The organism is Clostridioides sp. ZZV14-6150 (genome assembly GCF_020657875.1).
Classification (GTDB): domain Bacteria; phylum Bacillota; class Clostridia; order Peptostreptococcales; family Peptostreptococcaceae; genus Clostridioides.
Window position 1 is genome coordinate 99,038 of sequence record NZ_JAGWDA010000002.1, and the last position, 17,699, is coordinate 116,736.

Consider the following 17,699-nt stretch of genomic DNA (forward strand, 5'->3'; position numbering starts at 1 on the left):
CATAGTAGTATAAACTAAAGGATGGTGAAAATAAATGAAACGAATATTTTTGGTTGAGGATGATAAGGCAATTGCTAAAAATCTTATGCTTTTGCTACAATCAGAGGGATTTACAGTTACCCACGCTCCTACGCGAGGTGAAGCTATTGCCACACTTGCCAGTAATAAGTTTGACTTGGCATTGATTGATATTTCCTTGCCTGATGGAAATGGCTTTACAGTTTGCACGGAAATTAAAGAAATGCAAGATGTTCCCGTTATCTTTCTGACAGCTTCAGGCGATGAGGCGAGTGTTGTTACTGGACTGAATATAGGGGCAGATGACTATATAACCAAGCCTTTTCGTCCGCGTGAATTGATTGCGCGAATTGGAACTGCCCTACGAAAAAGCGGACGTTCAGAATCGGCTTTTGAAATCTGTGGACTTCATGTAGATATGGCAAGTGGTGTCGTGAAAAAAAATGGAAATGAGGTTTTTCTTTCAGCTTTAGAGTACCGCTTGTTGTTGGTGTTTATCAGTAACCCAAAAAGTATTATTACAAGAAGCAGGCTACTTGACGAATTATGGGACGCGGCGGGTGAGTTTGTCAATGATAATACATTGACTGTGTACATAAAGCGCTTGAGGGAGAAGATAGAGAGTGACCCAGCAAACCCACAAATAATTCTGACCGTTCGTGGTACAGGATATAGATTGGGGGGCGGTTATGCTTCGGAATAGAGAGTTTAAGAAGTTTGCCATTTTATTCTCTTTAATGGCTGTCACCACTGTAACACTTGGATTTGCAATAAATATGGCTGCGGGAATCCTTGCCATTGCTTCTGTTACTGCTTTTGGCATAGCGTTTTTCGCTTTTACCAAAGCTCGATATGAAAGCATTGCACAGATTTCAAATCAAATCGATCTTGTGCTTCATAATGATGACCATCTGTATATTGGTGAATCGGATGAAGGCGAACTTTCCATTCTGCACAGCGAGATAACAAAAATGACGCTGTGTATTCGGGAACAAAATGATGCGCTAAAAAAAGAAAAAGAACATCTTGCCGATTCGTTAGCTGACATAGCCCACCAACTCCGCACACCTCTCACATCTGCGAACATTATTCTGTCATTGCTATCAAATAACCTTGATGAAAATCAACGAAAAGCATTAGTGCGGGAAACAGAGGAATTATTTGTACAGATGGATTGGCTGATTACTTCCCTATTGAAATTATCTCGCTTGGACGCAGGTATTGTAGTTTTCCAAAGCGAGCAGATAGATGTGAACAACTTGATATGCAACTCACTTCGACCATTTCTAATCCCAATTGAACTGCATAACATTGCTTTGCAAATAGACGTGCCTAAAGGAATGATTATTCAGGGCGATTCAGGTTGGCTTTCGGAAGCAATTCAAAATATTCTCAAAAATTGCATAGAAAGTGCAGGTGATAGTGGGAAGATTGAGATTGTTTGTGAGGACAACCCACTGTTTACTGAGATTGCTATCCATGACAGTGGAGCAGGCTTTGAAAAAGAAGATTTACCCTACTTGTTTGACAGGTTTTATCGTGGGAAAAACTCAGAAGCCACAGGATATGGAATTGGATTGGCTCTCTGTAAGATAATTATAACACGTCAGGGGGGGACGATTACCGCAAAAAATCACCAACAAGGTGGCGCGATATTTGTCATTCGTTTCCCAAAGTGACTAATCTCTCACCTGAAAGTCACAGAGATGTAAGTTGAAAGTTATATTATATGGGTAAACCATAAGAAAGGAGACTTACATAATGGAGTTCTTAAAAATTGAAAATCTATGCAAGGTCTACGGCAAGGGCGAGAACCAAGTTACTGCACTTGACAATGTTTCACTTACAATAGAAAAGGGGGAGTTTACCGCAATCATAGGTTCATCTGGCTCTGGAAAATCTACATTGCTTCACATCATCGGTGGAGTGGACGTACCAACAAGCGGAAAGGTGTATTTGGACGGGCAGGATGTATACGCCCAAAGCAATGAAAAGCTAGCCATTTTCCGCAGACGACAAGTCGGTCTGATTTACCAGTTTCACAACCTCATTCCCACTCTGAATGTTGTGGAAAACATCACTTTACCTATACTGATGGACAAGCGAAAGGTCAACGAGGAACGCTTGAATGACTTGATGAATCTGCTTGGGCTAAAAGACCGTAAAACACATTTACCCAATCAGCTTTCTGGAGGTCAGCAACAGCGAGTTTCCATAGGACGTGCTTTGATGAACGCTCCAGCGGTCATGCTTGCTGACGAACCCACAGGCAGTTTGGATAGCCGAAATGGTCATGAAATTATCAATCTACTGAGATTAAGTAATAAAAAATATCGTCAAACCCTTATCATCGTCACACATGACGAAAATATAGCCTTGCAAGCAGACCGCATTATCTGCATATCAGATGGCAAAGTGACACGAGATGAGAGGAGGTAGATAGGTCATGAACATTTTCAACAAAGTTGCTCTGCAAAACATGAAAAAGAGACGCACACGAACGATTGTAACGGTTATCGGAGTTGTTCTGTCTGCTGCCATGATTACAGCAGTTGCTACACTTGCCATTTCCCTGCAAAACTATATGGTAAATGGCTCGATTGAGAAGTATGGCGATTGGCATGTCGAGTTTTTGGACGTTAATCCCTCTTTCGTACAGGAACAGACAGGAAACGATGAAGTTGCAAATACCGCAACATTTGAAAATATTGGCTATGCAACGCTTGATGGCAACAGAAATCCGAGCAAGCCATATCTTTTTATAGCCGGATTCAGCAAAGAAGCCTTTGATACTTTGCCTATAACTTTGATTTCTGGAAGATTACCTGAAAACAGTGGTGAGATTCTTGTTTCTGGGAAAGTTGCAACAGACGGTGGCGTCAAATTCGCGGTGGGTGACACTATTTCCTTGCCCGTGGTAAACCGTATGAATGGAAATAAGAAGCTTAGTCAGAGTGATCCATATACTGCTGGGGATGAAACTCTTGTGTCACAAGGCGAGAGAAGCTATACAGTTGTTGGTACCTACCGAAAGCCTGTATTTGAGGAATCTTCCGCACCAGGATACACATTGATAACCAAAGCGGATGCACAAGTCAAATCGGACAGCCTCAGCCTGTTTGTCACGTTGAAAAATCCACATCAGGTTCATTCCTATACAAGAAGCACTGGAGACCATGCTTACGTTTTAAATGATAATGTGTTGCGTTTTATGGGCATTTCCGACAACAACTTGTTCAATATGCTTTTGTACTCAGTTGGGGGTATTGTAGTCGCCATAATCATGCTCGGCTCGATTTTTCTAATCTATAATTCGTTTAACATGTCGTTGAACGAACGCACACAGCAGTTCGGAATCCTTTCATCTGTTGGAGCAACAGCAAAGCAGCTACGTAATTCGGTGCTGTTTGAGGGTCTTTGCATTGGTGCTGTTGGAATACCGATTGGTGTTGCGGTTGGTATAGTCAGTATTGGGCTTGTGATTTCTGTTATCGCAAAAAATTTTGCAAATGTTCTCTACACCAACGTCTCTTTGACCTTGACGTTGTCCATCCCCGCAATCGTCGTTGCGGCAGTGGTCAGCATGGTTACCATCTTAATCTCGGCTTATATTCCGGCCAGAAAGGCCGCTAGCAAACCAGTGATGGAGTGTATTCGCCAGACGAACGAGGTAAAAATCGAATCCAAAGCCGTGAAAATATCAAAGCTCGCACAGCGTATTTACGGTCTGGAGGGAACTCTTGCACTGAAAAATTTTAAAAGAAACAAGAAACGCTATCGTAGCATTGTGTTGTCGCTTGTTTTAAGCATAGTGCTGTTCATATCAACTAGTGCTTTGGTAGCAGATCTGAAACGGGTTTCAAATCAGGCGTCAGAGGTTACTGACCAGGACATCATTTTTTCCACGCAGGATATGAATGACAGCAAAATGCTACAGCTTTACGATAAACTGAAGACTGCCAATGGTGTTTACGAAGGCTTGTATCAAGAACTTATGACCTATTCATGCGTTGTTAAAGTAAGTGAACTTACAGATGATTACTTGAACTATGAGGGTTCACATTCGCCACATGAAACGGTTGATATGCCAGTAGATATACAGTTTCTTGATGACAGTACTTATCTCAATATTATCAAAGATTTGGGGTTGCCAAAAGAAGAATATACTGGGCAAAATGCAAAAATGATTGCCGTTTCCATGATGGTGGAGGATGACCATACTATTGATATCTTCACAAATTCTTCTACGAATGTTGACCTTACTCCTGAAACCAATGACGATTCAAAGGTGTCCAAGAGACAAAACGTAAACATTACGTTTGTCAAAACCGTGCCACCAGATTCTCCCCCAGGCATCAGAAACTCCAAGATGAGAAAAGCCTCCTTCAGAGTGCTGGCACCTTATTCTGTCAAAGATGCGTTTGAGACTCCAAATGCTTCTACAGGAATTAAAAGTCTGAGCTTTCAATCAAAGAATCCCACTCAGTCAGTTGCAGAAATAGAGAAAATCATCGAGAGTGAGGGGATTACAGCCGAGTACAACCTGTACAATATGTATGGAATGATGGACGAAAACCGCAATTACATCTTCATTGCCAACGTGTTCGCCTATACTTTTATCATTATGATCTCACTGATTGCAGTCGCCAATGTGTTCAACACAATTTCCACAAATATTAAGCTGCGCCGTCGTGAGCTTGCCATGCTTCGCTCTGTGGGAATGTCTGAACGCGATTTCCAGAAGATGATGAATTTTGAGTGTGCCTTTTATGGAATGAGGGCTCTGCTCTTTGGACTTCCTATAGCGGTAATTTCTTCCTGGCTAATTCATAAAGGAATGGTCACGGATGATATAGATTTTGTACTTCCATGGGCCAGCATCGGAATCAGCGTATTTGTCGTTCTCTTTATAGTGTTCATTACAATGTTGTATGCCATTAGTAAGATAAAAAGAGAAAATATTATTGATGCACTTAGGGATGATATGACTTAATAGAAAATTAAAGAAACATCTGTGTGATTGAGTTCAAATGATTCACAATCGTTCCGAAAGGCGATTTAGACATTGAAAATACAGAATTCATAATATAGAAGTAATGTGAATTAGATTAGGGGTTCTTATGAACCCCCTTTCTATTTTTTGTATAAAAAAGGAGATAATTCAAATTTTTATTTTGAGACATCCCCTTTATCTATTTTTTATTATATGTAAAATAATAAACTTATACTTCTACATAGTATATTTCATTTCCATTTTCTTCTATAAGCTTTTTTAAATCTTCAAACTTTAAAAATACAGTAGCAGTATTGTCATTTGGATGTATACCTATTTTATCCATTTTTAATAAATCTTTATCAAATACAATTTTTACAATAGCATCGGTATCATTTAATATACCAAAAGGTGTTACAGCTCCCTTAGTAAGTTTTAGATATTTTTCAAGTCTTTCTTCAGAAGCAAAACTAAGAGGTTTACTATCAATTTTTTGGCGTATATCCTTTAAATCTGCTTTTTTATCCTTACCTAAGACAACTAAAAAGTGCTCTTTACCCTTAGAATCGCGAAGGAATAAATTTTTTACAACAAACTCCATTTGTAGTGTTTTTAATTGTTCCATTTCATCAATTGTATAGACTGCAGGATGATTTACAATTTCATAAGATATATTTAATTCATCCAATTTTTTATATACTTCTTGTTGAGCGTTCATAATTTCCTCCTATTGGTAATTTATTTGATATATAAAAATAATATTATCAAATTTTAGCCCCTATAGCTTTGCGTTACTAGATTTCCCTAGTTTTGCCTAATTTCATTTTAATTCTTACTATTATAATAATTCAGAATATATATATTTTCAAGTAAAAAATTATATATATATAATATAAGCTTTAAAAATTAAAAATTTTCCAAAAATAATTTGAAAATAGAGACTTAGTTACCATTTATAAATCATATAAAAAGAGGTTATATAAAGTCAGATATGAAAAAACTATATTATACTATCTTTTCTTTTTGGAATAAACTATACTTTAAATATAGATATTTAAATTTAATAATTTTAGCAGTAAATTATCTTAGAAAGGAATGTGCTTTATATGTCTACAGACAAAGTTGTTGGAATCATAGATGAAGAATTAGCTGAACTCGCTGGAATTAAATATACTGGTAAAATTTATGCTTCTTCTGGTGTTATAAAACATATAAAGAAAAAACATAGAGGTCAATTAAGTAAAGACATTTTTAACGATATACTAGAAACTATAAAAACAGTGCTCAAATCTCCTGAGTATATAGGAAGTCATCCTAAAAAACCTGGTAAAAGTGTAGAATTTGTAAAAAAACTTGATAATTATATATTAGTTGCTACAGAACTAGATACAAAAAAAGGATATCTATATGTCTCTTCATTATATGCCATAAAAGAAGCAAAATTAGAAAGTAGAATTAGTAGTGGAAGAGTATTACAATATGATGGTTAACATAATATTATTAATTTTTCCTAAAGCATTGAAAAATATTGTCAAATAGCTTATAATATAAATATATATGTAAATATTTATTAATTAGATTTGAGGTTGGAAAAGGCACCCAATACGCTACTTATAGAGTAGTTAATAGAGATGCAGGATACGCCGCCCTGCCAAGTCTAATTAAATTTAAAAGAGAGGATTAATTCCTCTCTTTTTGTTTTTTAAAATTAATTTATTTAAAAGGGTGAAAAAATATGGAGATATTTAGCACAAAAGAAATACTAGAAAGAATTTTTTATTAGTTTTTAAAAATTTAGTTAGAAACTATATCATTATGGAAAAAAATGTATTATAATATGTAGAAATATTATAATAAGGAGCGATTGGATATGAGTTTATCAAAAAAAATAGAAGATAAAAGAAAAGCTAAACAAAGAGCTGAAAAAGCCAAACAAGCTAAAATTGCAACAGCTGGTGTCGTATTAGGAGCTGTTACTGGTGCAGTTGGAGGAGTATTACTAGCACCTAAATCAGGAAAAGAAACAAGAGAGGATATAAAGGATGCATCTCAACAAATTGCTGATAAAATAAACATGAAAACAGTGGATGCAAAAGGTAAAATATCTGAAAAATTAGAAGACAGAAAAGGAAATTTCATTGAATCAAAGCAAAAAATAAGAAATTATATAGATAATAAAAAACGAGTTGAAGATTCTAGCGAGGAAGATAGAGTAATAGACATTATTGAGCCAGTAAGTGCCACTGAGGAATAATAATGAATAACACAATAACAATTAATATTAGTATAATATATGTATTATTAGCTATACTTGGGTGTATCGCTTTAATTTATTTAATTATTGTACTTGCTAAATTACATAAGATTTTAAACAATGTTGGAAATGTATTAAATGAAAATACTCAAAATATAAATACAACTTTAAATAATCTTCCTAGTGTTGTAGATAGTTTTGGAGAAGTAGGCGAGAATATGAAAGATGTAACAGAAGCTGTTACTGAAGTTACAGCAGACTTTCTTGTTACTAAAGATAGTGTTAAATCAAACATGGATGTCATAGTTGATATATTAACTATAATTAAAAATGTTTTTTCAGATAAAAAATATTAATACTATAAGCTTTAGTATTTCTGTAAATTTAAAACCTTACTAAACTAATTTTTTAGAAAATATTTTATAAAGTATGAATAAATAAAGATGTATCTATTGATGAATAAACATAATAAGTAGATACATCTTTTTATTATATTTTTTGTAAAATAAACAATATTTAAATATTATTTATTTTATAATTTACCTATTTGTCTTAATGCTAATTTTACAGTTTCATATCTATCAGCACCATTTATTATTACATCACCTTTTACAAGATTATTAGCTTCTCCACCTACAACATAAACTTTTTTGCCTAAGCCTTGTTTATAGCTAGATGCTTCTACTACTAAAGCATCTTTCAATTGCCAGTATAAAATTTGAGCAGCAACTTTATCAGCGTCACCCTTATAAACTATTACATTTTCATACACTTTATCTCCCCCTTGAGAATTTGATATAGATTTATTTAATATTCCTTCTGCTATTAATTTAGCAACTTTATCTTTATTATTAACATAGTAATCTGTATCTACTTTACTATCTACAAAGCATACTTCTATTAATATTGCTGTTGAGTTAGTGTGATTAAGCCAATAAAGACCTCTAACATCAGCCTTTGCACCCCTATTTTTAAATACCGTAGCTAATTTAGAATTTACTTTTTCTGCATATGTCTTTCCATTATTGCTTTTATATATTGTTTCTGTACCTTCTGGAACTGAAGTTATGACATTTGCATTAAAATGAATTTGAACAGCTAAATCAGTTTCTTGCTTATTTGCTATAGCACATTGGTCAGCTAAATGATTATCTGACTTATCAACCCTTCCTGTATAAACAGTAGCCCCGCCTAATTTAAGCCATTTAACTACTAAGTCACTTATTATTCTTGTTTCTTTACCTTCGTTTATATATCCAACAGCTCCTGTGCCTTTTCCAGTTAAAGTGTGCCCTGGTATTACTACTACCTTCAAATTATACATCTCCTTTATGATTAAATTTAACTTCTATTTAATATATGTGCTATTTAAAATTTTGTTTCTTTTTATACTTTAATTATCTAATATAAAATATTTTGTAAAATTATAGAATAATAGGTAGTAAGTATTAAAATTGCAGTTTTGTATATAACACATTGCTTGATTGTAATAATCTCAAGGCATATTCATCCATCCTATATCCAGTTTTATAGTAGATATGTTTAATTCCAGATTGAATTATAGCCTTAGTACAATTTAAACAAGGAAAATGAGTTACATAAATAGAACAATCTTTAACTGGTATACCTTCTTTTGCACAATAATAAAGTGCATTTTGTTCAGCGTGAATGGTCCTGATACAATGTCCATCTCTCATCTCGTGACCAACTTCACTACAGTGCTTATCTCCAGATATGCTACCATTATATCCAGTAGATACGATTCTATTTTCTGAATTGACGATTATTGCACCCACATAAGCTCTATCACAAGTACCTCTTTCAGCTACTGTCTCACATAATCTCATAAAATACTCTTGCCATGAACATCTATTTTCAAGTTTATTTTCCAAACTAAATACCTCCAAATCTTATATTTAATATATAAGATTTATACCTTAAAAATAGCATTAAAAACAAATTTATTTTATAGATAAAAGTATAAAATATAAAATAAACTTCAAATTATTTTTTTAATAATTAAATTCTATTACATTAAACTTTTTTATAAAAATTTCATCATAAAATATGAAAACTGTCTTAATCAAATCAAGACAGTTTTTTATAATCAAAATTTATAATACAAGTTCATATTTTTCTTTAAACTCTTTTACAGCTTCAGGCCATGCCTTTTGTTCTGTAATACCTTTTTCTTTAGCTATTTTAATTGCAATTTCTCTTATCATTGCAGCTCCTTCTAATATTCCCATTTTCAATCTCCCTTCAAATATCTTTTTGTATAGAATATAAATAGTGCTGAAATTTCTTACATATTACATCTACAATATCTATACAACATATAACTTATGAATTCCTTTTATTTTCATACGCCTTTAACCGACATATAATTATATGCATTAAGCCTTAAAATTATGAATTTGATAGTAATTATTTTTTGTCTTTCATATACAATTGTGTAGGTTGCAAAATAGGGTAATCGGTATTTTAATTGTTCTATTACTTTATAATATACTCAATAAAAAATAATATTGTATGACACATTTCCAGATATTATAGAAAGATGAATTGTGCTATTGGATTTATGTAATAAAATCAGTAAAAATCTAACTTGTTTTACTGATTTTATACACTAAAAACTGTAGGTAAATTTGTTTTATATTTCTCACAAATATTCCTACAGTTTCAAATATTAAAGTTATACAGTTATAATTTTTTGATTGTACAATTAAAGTGCTTCTAAAAAACTATCCTATAGTATAAATACTAGGATGATTAAATTTACTAAATAAGATTTTTTATTTATCTAGAATTGTATATTTTTTCGATAATGTTGACTACAGCATACATTGCCCATGCACAAATAGCTAATACAAATACACCCATCATTACCAAATCTAGCTTAAATACTTGACTACCATAAACTATCAAGTATCCTATTCCATATCTTGATACCAAAAATTCTCCTACTATAACACCTACCCAAGCCATACCAATATTAATCTTAGTTAAGTTTATTAAATTTCCTGTATTTGCAGGTAATATAAGTTTAAATAGGATTTGTGATTTGCTAGCTCCAAAGCTCTTTAACATCTTAATTTTTTCTTCATCTATATTAATAAAGTAATTATAGGCTGAAAGTATGGTAACAACAACAGAAATAGTTACAGCTGTTACTACAATTCCTTCTATTCCAGCACCAACCCAAACTATAATTATAGGAGCTAAAGCAGTCTTAGGAAGAGCATTTAAAACTACCAAAAATGGGTCTAATATTTTTGATAATTTTTCTGACCACCAAAGAGCAATTGCTACTAGAATACCTAAAACAGTTCCTATAACAAGACCAAGAACTGTTTCATATACAGATACTCCAATATGTTTAAATAGTTGGCCACTAGATGCATATTGAATAAACAAATTGTAAATATCACTTGGTTTACTGAATAGAAAAGTATTTATAACATTTAAATCAGCTAAAATCTCCCAAATTATAATAAAACCAATTAAAATTAATAGTTGATAAAATAATACATTTCTTTTTTCTCTTTTTACACCTTTAATATAGTTTATATATCCTTCAGATCTTTTATTAAGCCTCATGTGTATCTAGCTCCTTCCATAATATGTCGAAATACTTTTGAAAATCGGGAACTTTACGTGTTTTGAGAGGCGTTTTTGTTCCATCCATATTAAGTTCAATGTCATAAATATTTTTTATAGTAGCTGGTCTTTTAGATAGTATTGCAACTTTATCTGATATGCTTATTGCTTCTGCCATCACTACAGAAGTGCGACCTATCAGACAACAGAAACTAAGTCATCCATGTCAGCACCCATATAAACAATACTAAGAGTACCACTAGAACTATCCCAAACTATAGAATCAACAAGAGTAGAAAGCAATAACTTCTTATTATCCAGATTAGCATTATCAACCATATCATTAAACTTTTCTAAATTACTAACAACAATATCTAAATTAACACTGGCATTTTTAATATCAACACTTTTATCTTCTAAGTTTCTAAACCTAATCCTTAATTCTTCAATTTCATTATTTAAACTTTCAATCTGAGAGATAATATAATCAGAAGCAACACTACCAGTATTTTTAGCAAGCTCCATAACCAAATTCCCAATGCTCTTTTCCTTATCCTCAATAGAATTCCTAAATAAATCAATCTCATTTTTAACGCTATTTGATACATCATCAACTTTAATCTTATTTTCATGAAAAACATCTATAATAGATTCGACATTACAATGTTTAATTCTTTCAATAATAATATCTTCAACTAAAGGCCCATTAAGATTTTTACAATTACAGGCATCAATACCGAGATTCTTTTTAGTACCACATACATAATAATACTTTAATTCTTCATCAGTTCGTTTACCTTTATAAGTAATTCTCATATTAGAACCACACTTAGAACATTTTAAAAGTCCTGATAATAAAGCAACTTTACCAGTAGCAGTTCTTGGACTCTTATCACGATTAGCATCAAGTAAACCTTGAACTTCAAGCCAAGTAGTAGAATCTATAATTCCTTTATGTTTAGCAATAGCTGCTATAGGTGTAGATGTATTTTTAGCATAAGTAAGTATTCCACATTCATTATCAGGAGTACCGATAACTTCCATATTGTTATTTCTAAGATATTCTACAACATCATCATTAGCTTTCACATAAGCAGGACTTCTAAGTATACCAGATAATGAACTAGGGTCAAATTTACCACCACGAGGACCCTTTATTCCATTGTGATAAACATATTTGTATAATTGAGATAGAGACCTAAGTTCTAGATACTTAGCATAAACTATTTTAACAACTTCCATTTCACCATCACTAACTTCTAACTGATACATGCTTCTTTCTTTTAGGTTTTCATCTAAGTATTTAATCTTTTTACTGCTAAATCCATGAGGAGTTTTGCCACCTAGCCATCTTCCAGTACGAGCAAGTTCATACATATTATCTTTTATACGTTCAGCTATTGTTTCTCTTTCAAGCTGTGCAAATACACTAGATATAAACATCATAGCTCTTCCCATTGGGGTAGAAGTGTCAAATTGCTCTTTGATAGATATAAAAGATATATCTAGTTTATTTAGTTTTTCTATTAAAGTAGAGAAGTCAGATACATTTCTTGATATTCTATCTAATCTATAGCACACAAGATAATCAAACTTTTTTGCTTTCGCATCTTGCATCATTTTCTTAAATTGAGGTCTATCTATATTACCACCGCTAAAGCCTTCATCTTCATATATTAAAAAATCTTTTATACCAACAGACTTAGCATAGTCCATACATAGTTGTATTTGATTTTCTATAGATTCACCTTTACCAGTAAACTTTGATTTTCTTGAATAAATTGCAGCTTTCAAAATTAAAACCTCCTATAAGTTAGGTAGTTATTTATATTGTATTCAATGCTAAAAAAATACCATAACTTTTAACAATATCATAAATCTATTCTTTATAATATATGACTATTTATTTCTTTTATTTCTTTGCTTTTTAAATTCTAAATCAGTTTTATCAGTCTCTTAGATTTTACTTCTATATCACGAAAAATCTAGTAAATAATCAGCAGATACATTAAATTTAGTACTTAGTTGTATCAGGACAAATCTATAACTTCATAAACTAATATAAAAAGTTATAATCTAAATGATTTTATAAGGAAGAATTTTTAAAATTAAGCCTTATAGCAAAAACTTTGTAGGAGGTTTGTGTATGGAAATCAAAGTTATAGAGATTTTTCCTAAAGATGAGGCTAAACTTAATGAAATAGAAATGGCTAAAGCTAGATGGTTTGTAAATATAGTAAGCAAAAAATATTCTAAAGAAGTTTTGGATAAAGCTTTTAATACTTTAGAAGAAGACTTAAAAGTAAATAAAACTGATGCATAAATTTCGATTATTGATTTAGAAAATTAAAGATTAAATATAAAAAAGAGATATACAAATGAGAAAATATCTAGATGTATTTTATATACTATTAACTTGACATTAGATTAATCAAATAGTATATTTTAATATAACACAATGAAGTGTTAAAAGAGCAAAGGAGCTCCATAGATTTTATCTATGGAGCTTTTTTGTGCATTGAATTTAAGGAGGAGATAAATTTGAATAACTTTGAAATTAAAACCAAAATAAAATTTGGAGAAGGAGCATTAAAAGCACTACAAGAATTAAAAGATAAACATGTATTAATAATAACAGACCCATTTATGGTTAAATCAAAAACAATAGATAAAATAACATTTAACTTAATAAATTCAACATATCAAGTTTTTGAAGAAATAGTACCAGACCCACCAATAGAAACAATAGTAGCAGGAGTAGAAAAATTTAAATCTATGAATCCAGATATAATAATAGCATTAGGAGGAGGTTCTGCTATAGATGCTGCAAAATCTATAATGGATTTTTCTAAAAAAATATTAAATGCTAATGATATAGAATTTATAGCAATACCAACAACAAGTGGAACAGGTTCAGAAGTAACATCATTTTCTGTAATAACAGATAATCAAAAAGGGTGTAAATATCCATTAGTAAGTGATGATTTACTTCCAAATATGGCAATACTAGACCCAGAACTTGTAAAAACTGTACCAAATTTTATAACAGCAGATACAGGTATAGATGTATTAACACATGCAATAGAGGCTTATGTATCCACAAATGCTAATGATTTTTCTGATGCACTTGCTGAAAAAGCTATAAAATTAGTATTTAAGTATTTATTAAAAGCATACAAAGATGGAAATGATATAGAAGCTAGAGAAAAAATGCACAATGCATCTTGTTTAGCAGGTATGGCATTTAACCAAACATCACTTGGTATAAATCATTCTATAGCGCATGTATTAGGCGGAAAATTTCATATACCACATGGAAGAACAAACTCAATATTACTTCCACATGTTATAGAATATAATTCATCAATAATAGGATATACCAACATAGCTTACTCAGATACAGCTATAAAATATGCACAAATAGCAGAATTAGTAGGGTTTGGTAATGGTAATATAAGAATAGCTGTTAAAAACTTAGTAAATGAAATAAAGAAACTGCAAAAAGAAATGAATATGCCAACTAAATTGACACAGTGTAAATTAAGTCTAGAAGATATAATTAATGAAGAGAGAGAAATAGCAAGGCTTGCCATAAAAGATACTTGTACATTAACCAACCCTAAGGTACCAACTGAAGAGGATATAATAAACATATTAAATAATATTAAATAACTACATTTTATTACATGTAAACATAATATTATACAAATAGGGAAAATGTTTTTAAAAATATAAATTATATATTGACAAATATAAAGCAGAAAACTATAATAAAGGTATCACAAAGGTGTGATATTTTAGTAAAAAAGCAATGGAGCTTCTTAGGAATATTAATATTATTCTTATGGAGCTCCTTTTATTTTTAGCAAGTAATTTTTTAATAAACTATACTTAAAGAAAGCAGGGAATAAATTTGGCTGAAGAATCTAAGCAAAGAGTTATTCAAGAATATGTTCCTGGAAAACAGGTTACATTGGCACATATAATAGCCAATCCTAATGAAGATATATATAAGAAATTAGGATTAGTGCTTGATAAAAAAGATGCGATAGGAATACTCACAATAACACCAAGTGAAGCATCAATAATAGCAGCAGATGTTGCTACAAAATCTTCAAATGTATCTTTGGGGTTTATAGATAGATTTAGTGGTTCTGTAGTAATATCAGGTGATGTAAGTTCTGTAGAATCAGCATTAAATGATGTTTTAGAAATTTTAGGAAATATGTTGAACTTCTCATCTACTAAAATAACAAGGACATAATAATACAATGAAAAATATAATTTTTATGGGAAAAACAGGAAGTGGTAAAACCACTTTGTGCCAAAAACTAGACCAATTGGAATTGAAATACAAGAAAACCCAATCAGTAGAACTTTACAATGATGCAATAGACACTCCAGGTGAATATATGGAAAATAGAAGCTTGTACAATGCATTGATAACAACATCTGTAGATGCAAAAATTATAGCAATAGTATATGATGCTACACAAGAAGAAAATTATATAGCACCAGGATTTGCAAGTATGTTTTGTAAAGATGTAATAGGAATTATAACCAAAATAAATATGTCTACTGAAGATGAAATTAATATAGCTTATGAACGATTATCACTAGCAGGAGCAAGTCAAATATTTAAAATAGATACAATTGATGGTATAGGACTTGAAAAATTGTTTGAATATCTAGAAAAATCTAAAAAAATAGACGAAATTTAGGGGAAAATATTTTTTTAACTCAAAAATATGATAGAATTAAATTAAACAGAGAGTTAAATAAAATATAAATTTAGCATTTTATAAAAACATAAAAATATATATAAAACTATTTTAAGAAGATTTAATCTTTAAGTGAGGTAGGAACATGGGGAAAAAAATACTATTGGTTGATGATGAACCACTGTTAAGGATGGATATAAAAGATGTCCTAGAAAATAATGGTTATGAAATAATAGGAGAAGCATGCGATGGGTTTGAAGCTGTTGAAATTTGTAAAAAACATAAGCCTGATTTAGTTATAATGGATATAGAAATGCCAATTCTTGATGGTATAAAGGCAGGTAAAATAATATGTAAGGAAAATCTAGCAGGTGGAGTACTTTTATTAACTTCATTTGAAGATAAAGAATACATAGAAAAAGCTAAAAGTATAGGTGCTTATGGATATTTAGTAAAGACAGCAAGTGAAAAATCACTTATACCAACTATAGAAATGTGTTTAAATAAAGTAAATGAATTTGAAAGAATGAAAAAAGATTTAGAGAAAGTAAATTCTAAATTAAATGAAAGAAAGTTAATAGAAAGAGCAAAAGGTATACTTATAAGAGAGTTTAAAGTTTCTGAGGATGAAGCATACAATATAATAAGAAAATTAAGTATGGATAAAAGAACTTCAATGATGGAAATTGCTAAAATGATTATAATAGGGTACGATGATTAATACGATAAAAAAAATAGCAATTACACAAACATACTTAAATAAAAATGAAATTGAAAAAATTATAGAAGTATCAAAATCCTTAGATTTAATGGCTAACTTTTATGAGGCTGATGTTTTTATAGATGTATTAAGTAAATGTGATGATGAAGCAATTGTGGTGGCACATGGTAGACCTAAAGAAAAGTCATTATACTGTGAAAATGTTATAGGAAAAAAAGCTCTAATTGAAAATGAACCAGGAGTTATAAAGTGCTTAAAGACTGGAGAAAGAGCACGAGATATTAAGGCTTTAACACAAGAATATAAACTGGTTAAACAGAATATTCAACCAATAACATTGGATGACAAAATTCTAGCAGTATTAATAGTTGAAAAAGATATAAGTAGTGAAGTTAAAAATGAGTTTGACACTAACGAAGATGAAGAAAATAAAAATTCACATCAGTTTATAAAATTGATAGAAAATAATGACTTTTTAGTTGATAATTTAAATTCTGCTATACTTATATTTGATAAAAATGGAAAGCTGAAAATTAAAAATCGTATTGCAACTGACATGTATAAAAGTATTGGGTTTGAATGTGATATACAAGATATGCATTACAATGATTTATACATAGAGCATACGGTGTTTGAAGATATATTGATAGATGAGAATTATGATGAAACAAATGAAGTTTCAATAGGTAATATGTTTTTTAAAATAAAAACCATATACATCAAAGATGATGAATTTAAGGTTTGTAAAATAGTACAAGATATAAGTGATTTAAAACGAAAAGAAGAAGAACTAATTTTAAAAACAGTAGCTATAAGAGAAACTCATCATAGAGTAAAAAACAATCTTCACACAGTAATATCTATAATAAAAAAACAAAGTAGATTGTCTCAAAACGAGGAAGTTAAACAATGTCTAGATAATATAACAAATAGAGTGTTTGCAATTCTTTCAACTCATTACTTATTATCTAAGGAAATCGATAATAATATATCTATATTAGAAGGTATAAATTTATTAGTATCAAATATTCAAGGCGGATATCTGTTTAATAAAGATATCGATATATGTATAACAGGTGAAGACTTTAAAATTAGTGGAGAAAAAGCAACAGCCATACTTTTAGTTATAAATGAAGTACTACAAAACTGTTATGACCATGCTTTCAAGAATAGAGAACGTGGTAATATACAGATATTAGTAAATAAAGATAATGGTTTGAGAAATATCGCTATTATAGATGATGGAATTGGATTTGATAGTGATAATATAAATAAAAATAGTTTAGGAACATATATAATAGATAGTTATATAACTCAAATGCTAAAAGGAAGTATAAAAAGAAAGAGCAGTAAAAATGGAACCGAAGTGTTAATTACTATACCTACATAAAT

General features: G+C 30.9%; 20 protein-coding genes. 13 read left to right on the forward strand and 7 right to left on the reverse strand.

Annotated elements, in window-relative coordinates; all coding sequences use genetic code 11:
- Positions 1-34: 34 nt before the first annotated feature.
- The 4 genes from KGF41_RS02890 (at position 35) to KGF41_RS02905 (ending at position 5,011) form a co-directional block, all read left to right on the forward strand.
- A complete protein-coding gene (locus KGF41_RS02890; protein WP_227828074.1) occupies positions 35-721 on the forward strand; it encodes a response regulator transcription factor in 687 nt (228 codons plus the stop codon).
- Positions 708-1,697, forward strand: coding sequence for a sensor histidine kinase (locus KGF41_RS02895; protein WP_227856342.1), 990 nt, complete (start codon positions 708-710; stop codon positions 1,695-1,697). Before KGF41_RS02890 ends, KGF41_RS02895 begins: the two co-directional genes overlap by 14 nt.
- Positions 1,698-1,779: 82 nt before the next feature.
- The gene (locus tag KGF41_RS02900; protein ID WP_227828072.1) at positions 1,780-2,457 is read left to right on the forward strand and encodes an ABC transporter ATP-binding protein; all 678 of its coding nucleotides are present in this window, start codon (positions 1,780-1,782) and stop codon (positions 2,455-2,457) included.
- A 7-nt stretch (positions 2,458-2,464) separates the two neighbouring features.
- Positions 2,465-5,011: an ABC transporter permease gene (locus KGF41_RS02905; RefSeq protein WP_227856343.1), complete on the forward strand. Its 2,547-nt coding sequence runs from the start codon at positions 2,465-2,467 to the stop codon at positions 5,009-5,011.
- A 229-nt stretch (positions 5,012-5,240) separates the two neighbouring features.
- Here KGF41_RS02905 and KGF41_RS02910 read toward each other — a convergent pair whose 3' ends face one another.
- Positions 5,241-5,729, reverse strand: a complete 489-nt coding sequence (locus KGF41_RS02910) for a prolyl-tRNA synthetase associated domain-containing protein (RefSeq protein ID WP_255611304.1) — start codon at positions 5,727-5,729, stop codon at positions 5,241-5,243.
- 388 nt (positions 5,730-6,117) lie between these two features.
- Here KGF41_RS02910 and KGF41_RS02915 point away from each other — a divergent pair, with 388 nt between their 5' ends.
- From KGF41_RS02915 to KGF41_RS02925, 3 genes are all read left to right on the forward strand, one after another.
- The gene (locus KGF41_RS02915) at positions 6,118-6,501 is read left to right on the forward strand and encodes a PBECR2 nuclease fold domain-containing protein (RefSeq protein WP_227828071.1); all 384 of its coding nucleotides are present in this window, start codon (positions 6,118-6,120) and stop codon (positions 6,499-6,501) included.
- A gap of 380 nt (positions 6,502-6,881) precedes the next feature.
- Complete coding sequence (locus KGF41_RS02920) at positions 6,882-7,265, forward strand: YtxH domain-containing protein (protein WP_227828070.1); 384 nt, start codon at positions 6,882-6,884, stop codon at positions 7,263-7,265.
- Between the two features lie 2 nt (positions 7,266-7,267).
- Positions 7,268-7,621, forward strand: a complete 354-nt coding sequence (locus tag KGF41_RS02925; RefSeq protein WP_227828069.1) for a hypothetical protein — start codon at positions 7,268-7,270, stop codon at positions 7,619-7,621.
- 176 nt (positions 7,622-7,797) lie between these two features.
- Here the strand turns inward: KGF41_RS02925 and KGF41_RS02930 are convergent, their stop codons facing one another.
- The 6 genes from KGF41_RS02930 to KGF41_RS02950 form a co-directional block, all read right to left on the reverse strand.
- Positions 7,798-8,580, reverse strand: coding sequence for an N-acetylmuramoyl-L-alanine amidase (locus KGF41_RS02930; protein WP_227850359.1), 783 nt, complete (start codon positions 8,578-8,580; stop codon positions 7,798-7,800).
- 133 nt (positions 8,581-8,713) lie between these two features.
- A complete protein-coding gene (locus tag KGF41_RS02935) occupies positions 8,714-9,157 on the reverse strand; it encodes a deoxycytidylate deaminase (protein ID WP_227850360.1) in 444 nt (147 codons plus the stop codon).
- Positions 9,158-9,379: 222 nt separating this feature from the next.
- On the reverse strand, positions 9,380-9,514 hold the full coding sequence (locus KGF41_RS20820) for a hypothetical protein (protein WP_009889851.1): 135 nt from the start codon (positions 9,512-9,514) through the stop codon (positions 9,380-9,382).
- Between the two features lie 550 nt (positions 9,515-10,064).
- On the reverse strand, positions 10,065-10,865 hold the full coding sequence (locus KGF41_RS02940; RefSeq protein WP_227828066.1) for an ABC transporter permease: 801 nt from the start codon (positions 10,863-10,865) through the stop codon (positions 10,065-10,067).
- The gene (locus tag KGF41_RS02945) at positions 10,855-11,046 is read right to left on the reverse strand and encodes a hypothetical protein (RefSeq protein WP_255287799.1); all 192 of its coding nucleotides are present in this window, start codon (positions 11,044-11,046) and stop codon (positions 10,855-10,857) included. The genes KGF41_RS02940 and KGF41_RS02945 overlap by 11 nt, the downstream gene beginning before the upstream one ends.
- Before the next feature lie 17 nt (positions 11,047-11,063).
- Positions 11,064-12,659, reverse strand: coding sequence for a recombinase family protein (locus tag KGF41_RS02950; protein WP_227856344.1), 1,596 nt, complete (start codon positions 12,657-12,659; stop codon positions 11,064-11,066).
- 352 nt (positions 12,660-13,011) lie between these two features.
- On the opposite strand from KGF41_RS02950, the gene KGF41_RS02955 reads away from it, so the two are divergent.
- The 6 genes from KGF41_RS02955 to KGF41_RS02980 all read left to right on the forward strand — a co-directional run bounded on the left by KGF41_RS02955 (position 13,012) and on the right by KGF41_RS02980 (position 17,697).
- Positions 13,012-13,188, forward strand: a complete 177-nt coding sequence (locus KGF41_RS02955; RefSeq protein WP_227856345.1) for a hypothetical protein — start codon at positions 13,012-13,014, stop codon at positions 13,186-13,188.
- A 218-nt stretch (positions 13,189-13,406) separates the two neighbouring features.
- Entirely contained in the window at positions 13,407-14,537 is a 1,131-nt protein-coding gene (locus KGF41_RS02960; RefSeq protein WP_227828063.1) for a 1-propanol dehydrogenase PduQ, read from the forward strand.
- Positions 14,538-14,778: 241 nt separating this feature from the next.
- The gene (locus KGF41_RS02965; protein WP_227856346.1) at positions 14,779-15,129 is read left to right on the forward strand and encodes a BMC domain-containing protein; all 351 of its coding nucleotides are present in this window, start codon (positions 14,779-14,781) and stop codon (positions 15,127-15,129) included.
- Positions 15,130-15,136: 7 nt separating this feature from the next.
- On the forward strand, positions 15,137-15,586 hold the full coding sequence (locus KGF41_RS02970) for a EutP/PduV family microcompartment system protein (RefSeq protein WP_227828062.1): 450 nt from the start codon (positions 15,137-15,139) through the stop codon (positions 15,584-15,586).
- Between the two features lie 145 nt (positions 15,587-15,731).
- The gene (locus KGF41_RS02975; RefSeq protein WP_227856347.1) at positions 15,732-16,307 is read left to right on the forward strand and encodes a response regulator; all 576 of its coding nucleotides are present in this window, start codon (positions 15,732-15,734) and stop codon (positions 16,305-16,307) included.
- Positions 16,300-17,697: a histidine kinase N-terminal domain-containing protein gene (locus KGF41_RS02980; protein WP_227828060.1), complete on the forward strand. Its 1,398-nt coding sequence runs from the start codon at positions 16,300-16,302 to the stop codon at positions 17,695-17,697. Before KGF41_RS02975 ends, KGF41_RS02980 begins: the two co-directional genes overlap by 8 nt.
- The last annotated feature ends 2 nt before the right edge of the window (positions 17,698-17,699 follow it).

Excerpts from the sequence above, each read along its gene's own strand:
- KGF41_RS02970 (WP_227828062.1), top strand. The coding sequence starts at position 15,137 with ATGAAAAATATAATTTTTATGGGAAAAACAGGAAGTGGTAAAACCACT.
- KGF41_RS02895 (WP_227856342.1), top strand. The coding sequence starts at position 708 with ATGCTTCGGAATAGAGAGTTTAAGAAGTTTGCCATTTTATTCTCTTTA.
- KGF41_RS02900 (WP_227828072.1), top strand. The coding sequence starts at position 1,780 with ATGGAGTTCTTAAAAATTGAAAATCTATGCAAGGTCTACGGCAAGGGC.
- KGF41_RS02890 (WP_227828074.1), top strand. The coding sequence starts at position 35 with ATGAAACGAATATTTTTGGTTGAGGATGATAAGGCAATTGCTAAAAAT.
- KGF41_RS02980 (WP_227828060.1), top strand. The coding sequence starts at position 16,300 with ATGATTAATACGATAAAAAAAATAGCAATTACACAAACATACTTAAAT.
- KGF41_RS02975 (WP_227856347.1), top strand. The coding sequence starts at position 15,732 with ATGGGGAAAAAAATACTATTGGTTGATGATGAACCACTGTTAAGGATG.
- KGF41_RS02940 (WP_227828066.1), bottom strand. The coding sequence starts at position 10,865 with ATGAGGCTTAATAAAAGATCTGAAGGATATATAAACTATATTAAAGGT.
- KGF41_RS02905 (WP_227856343.1), top strand. The coding sequence starts at position 2,465 with ATGAACATTTTCAACAAAGTTGCTCTGCAAAACATGAAAAAGAGACGC.
- KGF41_RS02915 (WP_227828071.1), top strand. The coding sequence starts at position 6,118 with ATGTCTACAGACAAAGTTGTTGGAATCATAGATGAAGAATTAGCTGAA.
- KGF41_RS02920 (WP_227828070.1), top strand. The coding sequence starts at position 6,882 with ATGAGTTTATCAAAAAAAATAGAAGATAAAAGAAAAGCTAAACAAAGA.
- KGF41_RS20820 (WP_009889851.1), bottom strand. The coding sequence starts at position 9,514 with ATGGGAATATTAGAAGGAGCTGCAATGATAAGAGAAATTGCAATTAAA.
- KGF41_RS02925 (WP_227828069.1), top strand. The coding sequence starts at position 7,268 with ATGAATAACACAATAACAATTAATATTAGTATAATATATGTATTATTA.
- KGF41_RS02955 (WP_227856345.1), top strand. The coding sequence starts at position 13,012 with ATGGAAATCAAAGTTATAGAGATTTTTCCTAAAGATGAGGCTAAACTT.
- KGF41_RS02910 (WP_255611304.1), bottom strand. The coding sequence starts at position 5,729 with ATGAACGCTCAACAAGAAGTATATAAAAAATTGGATGAATTAAATATA.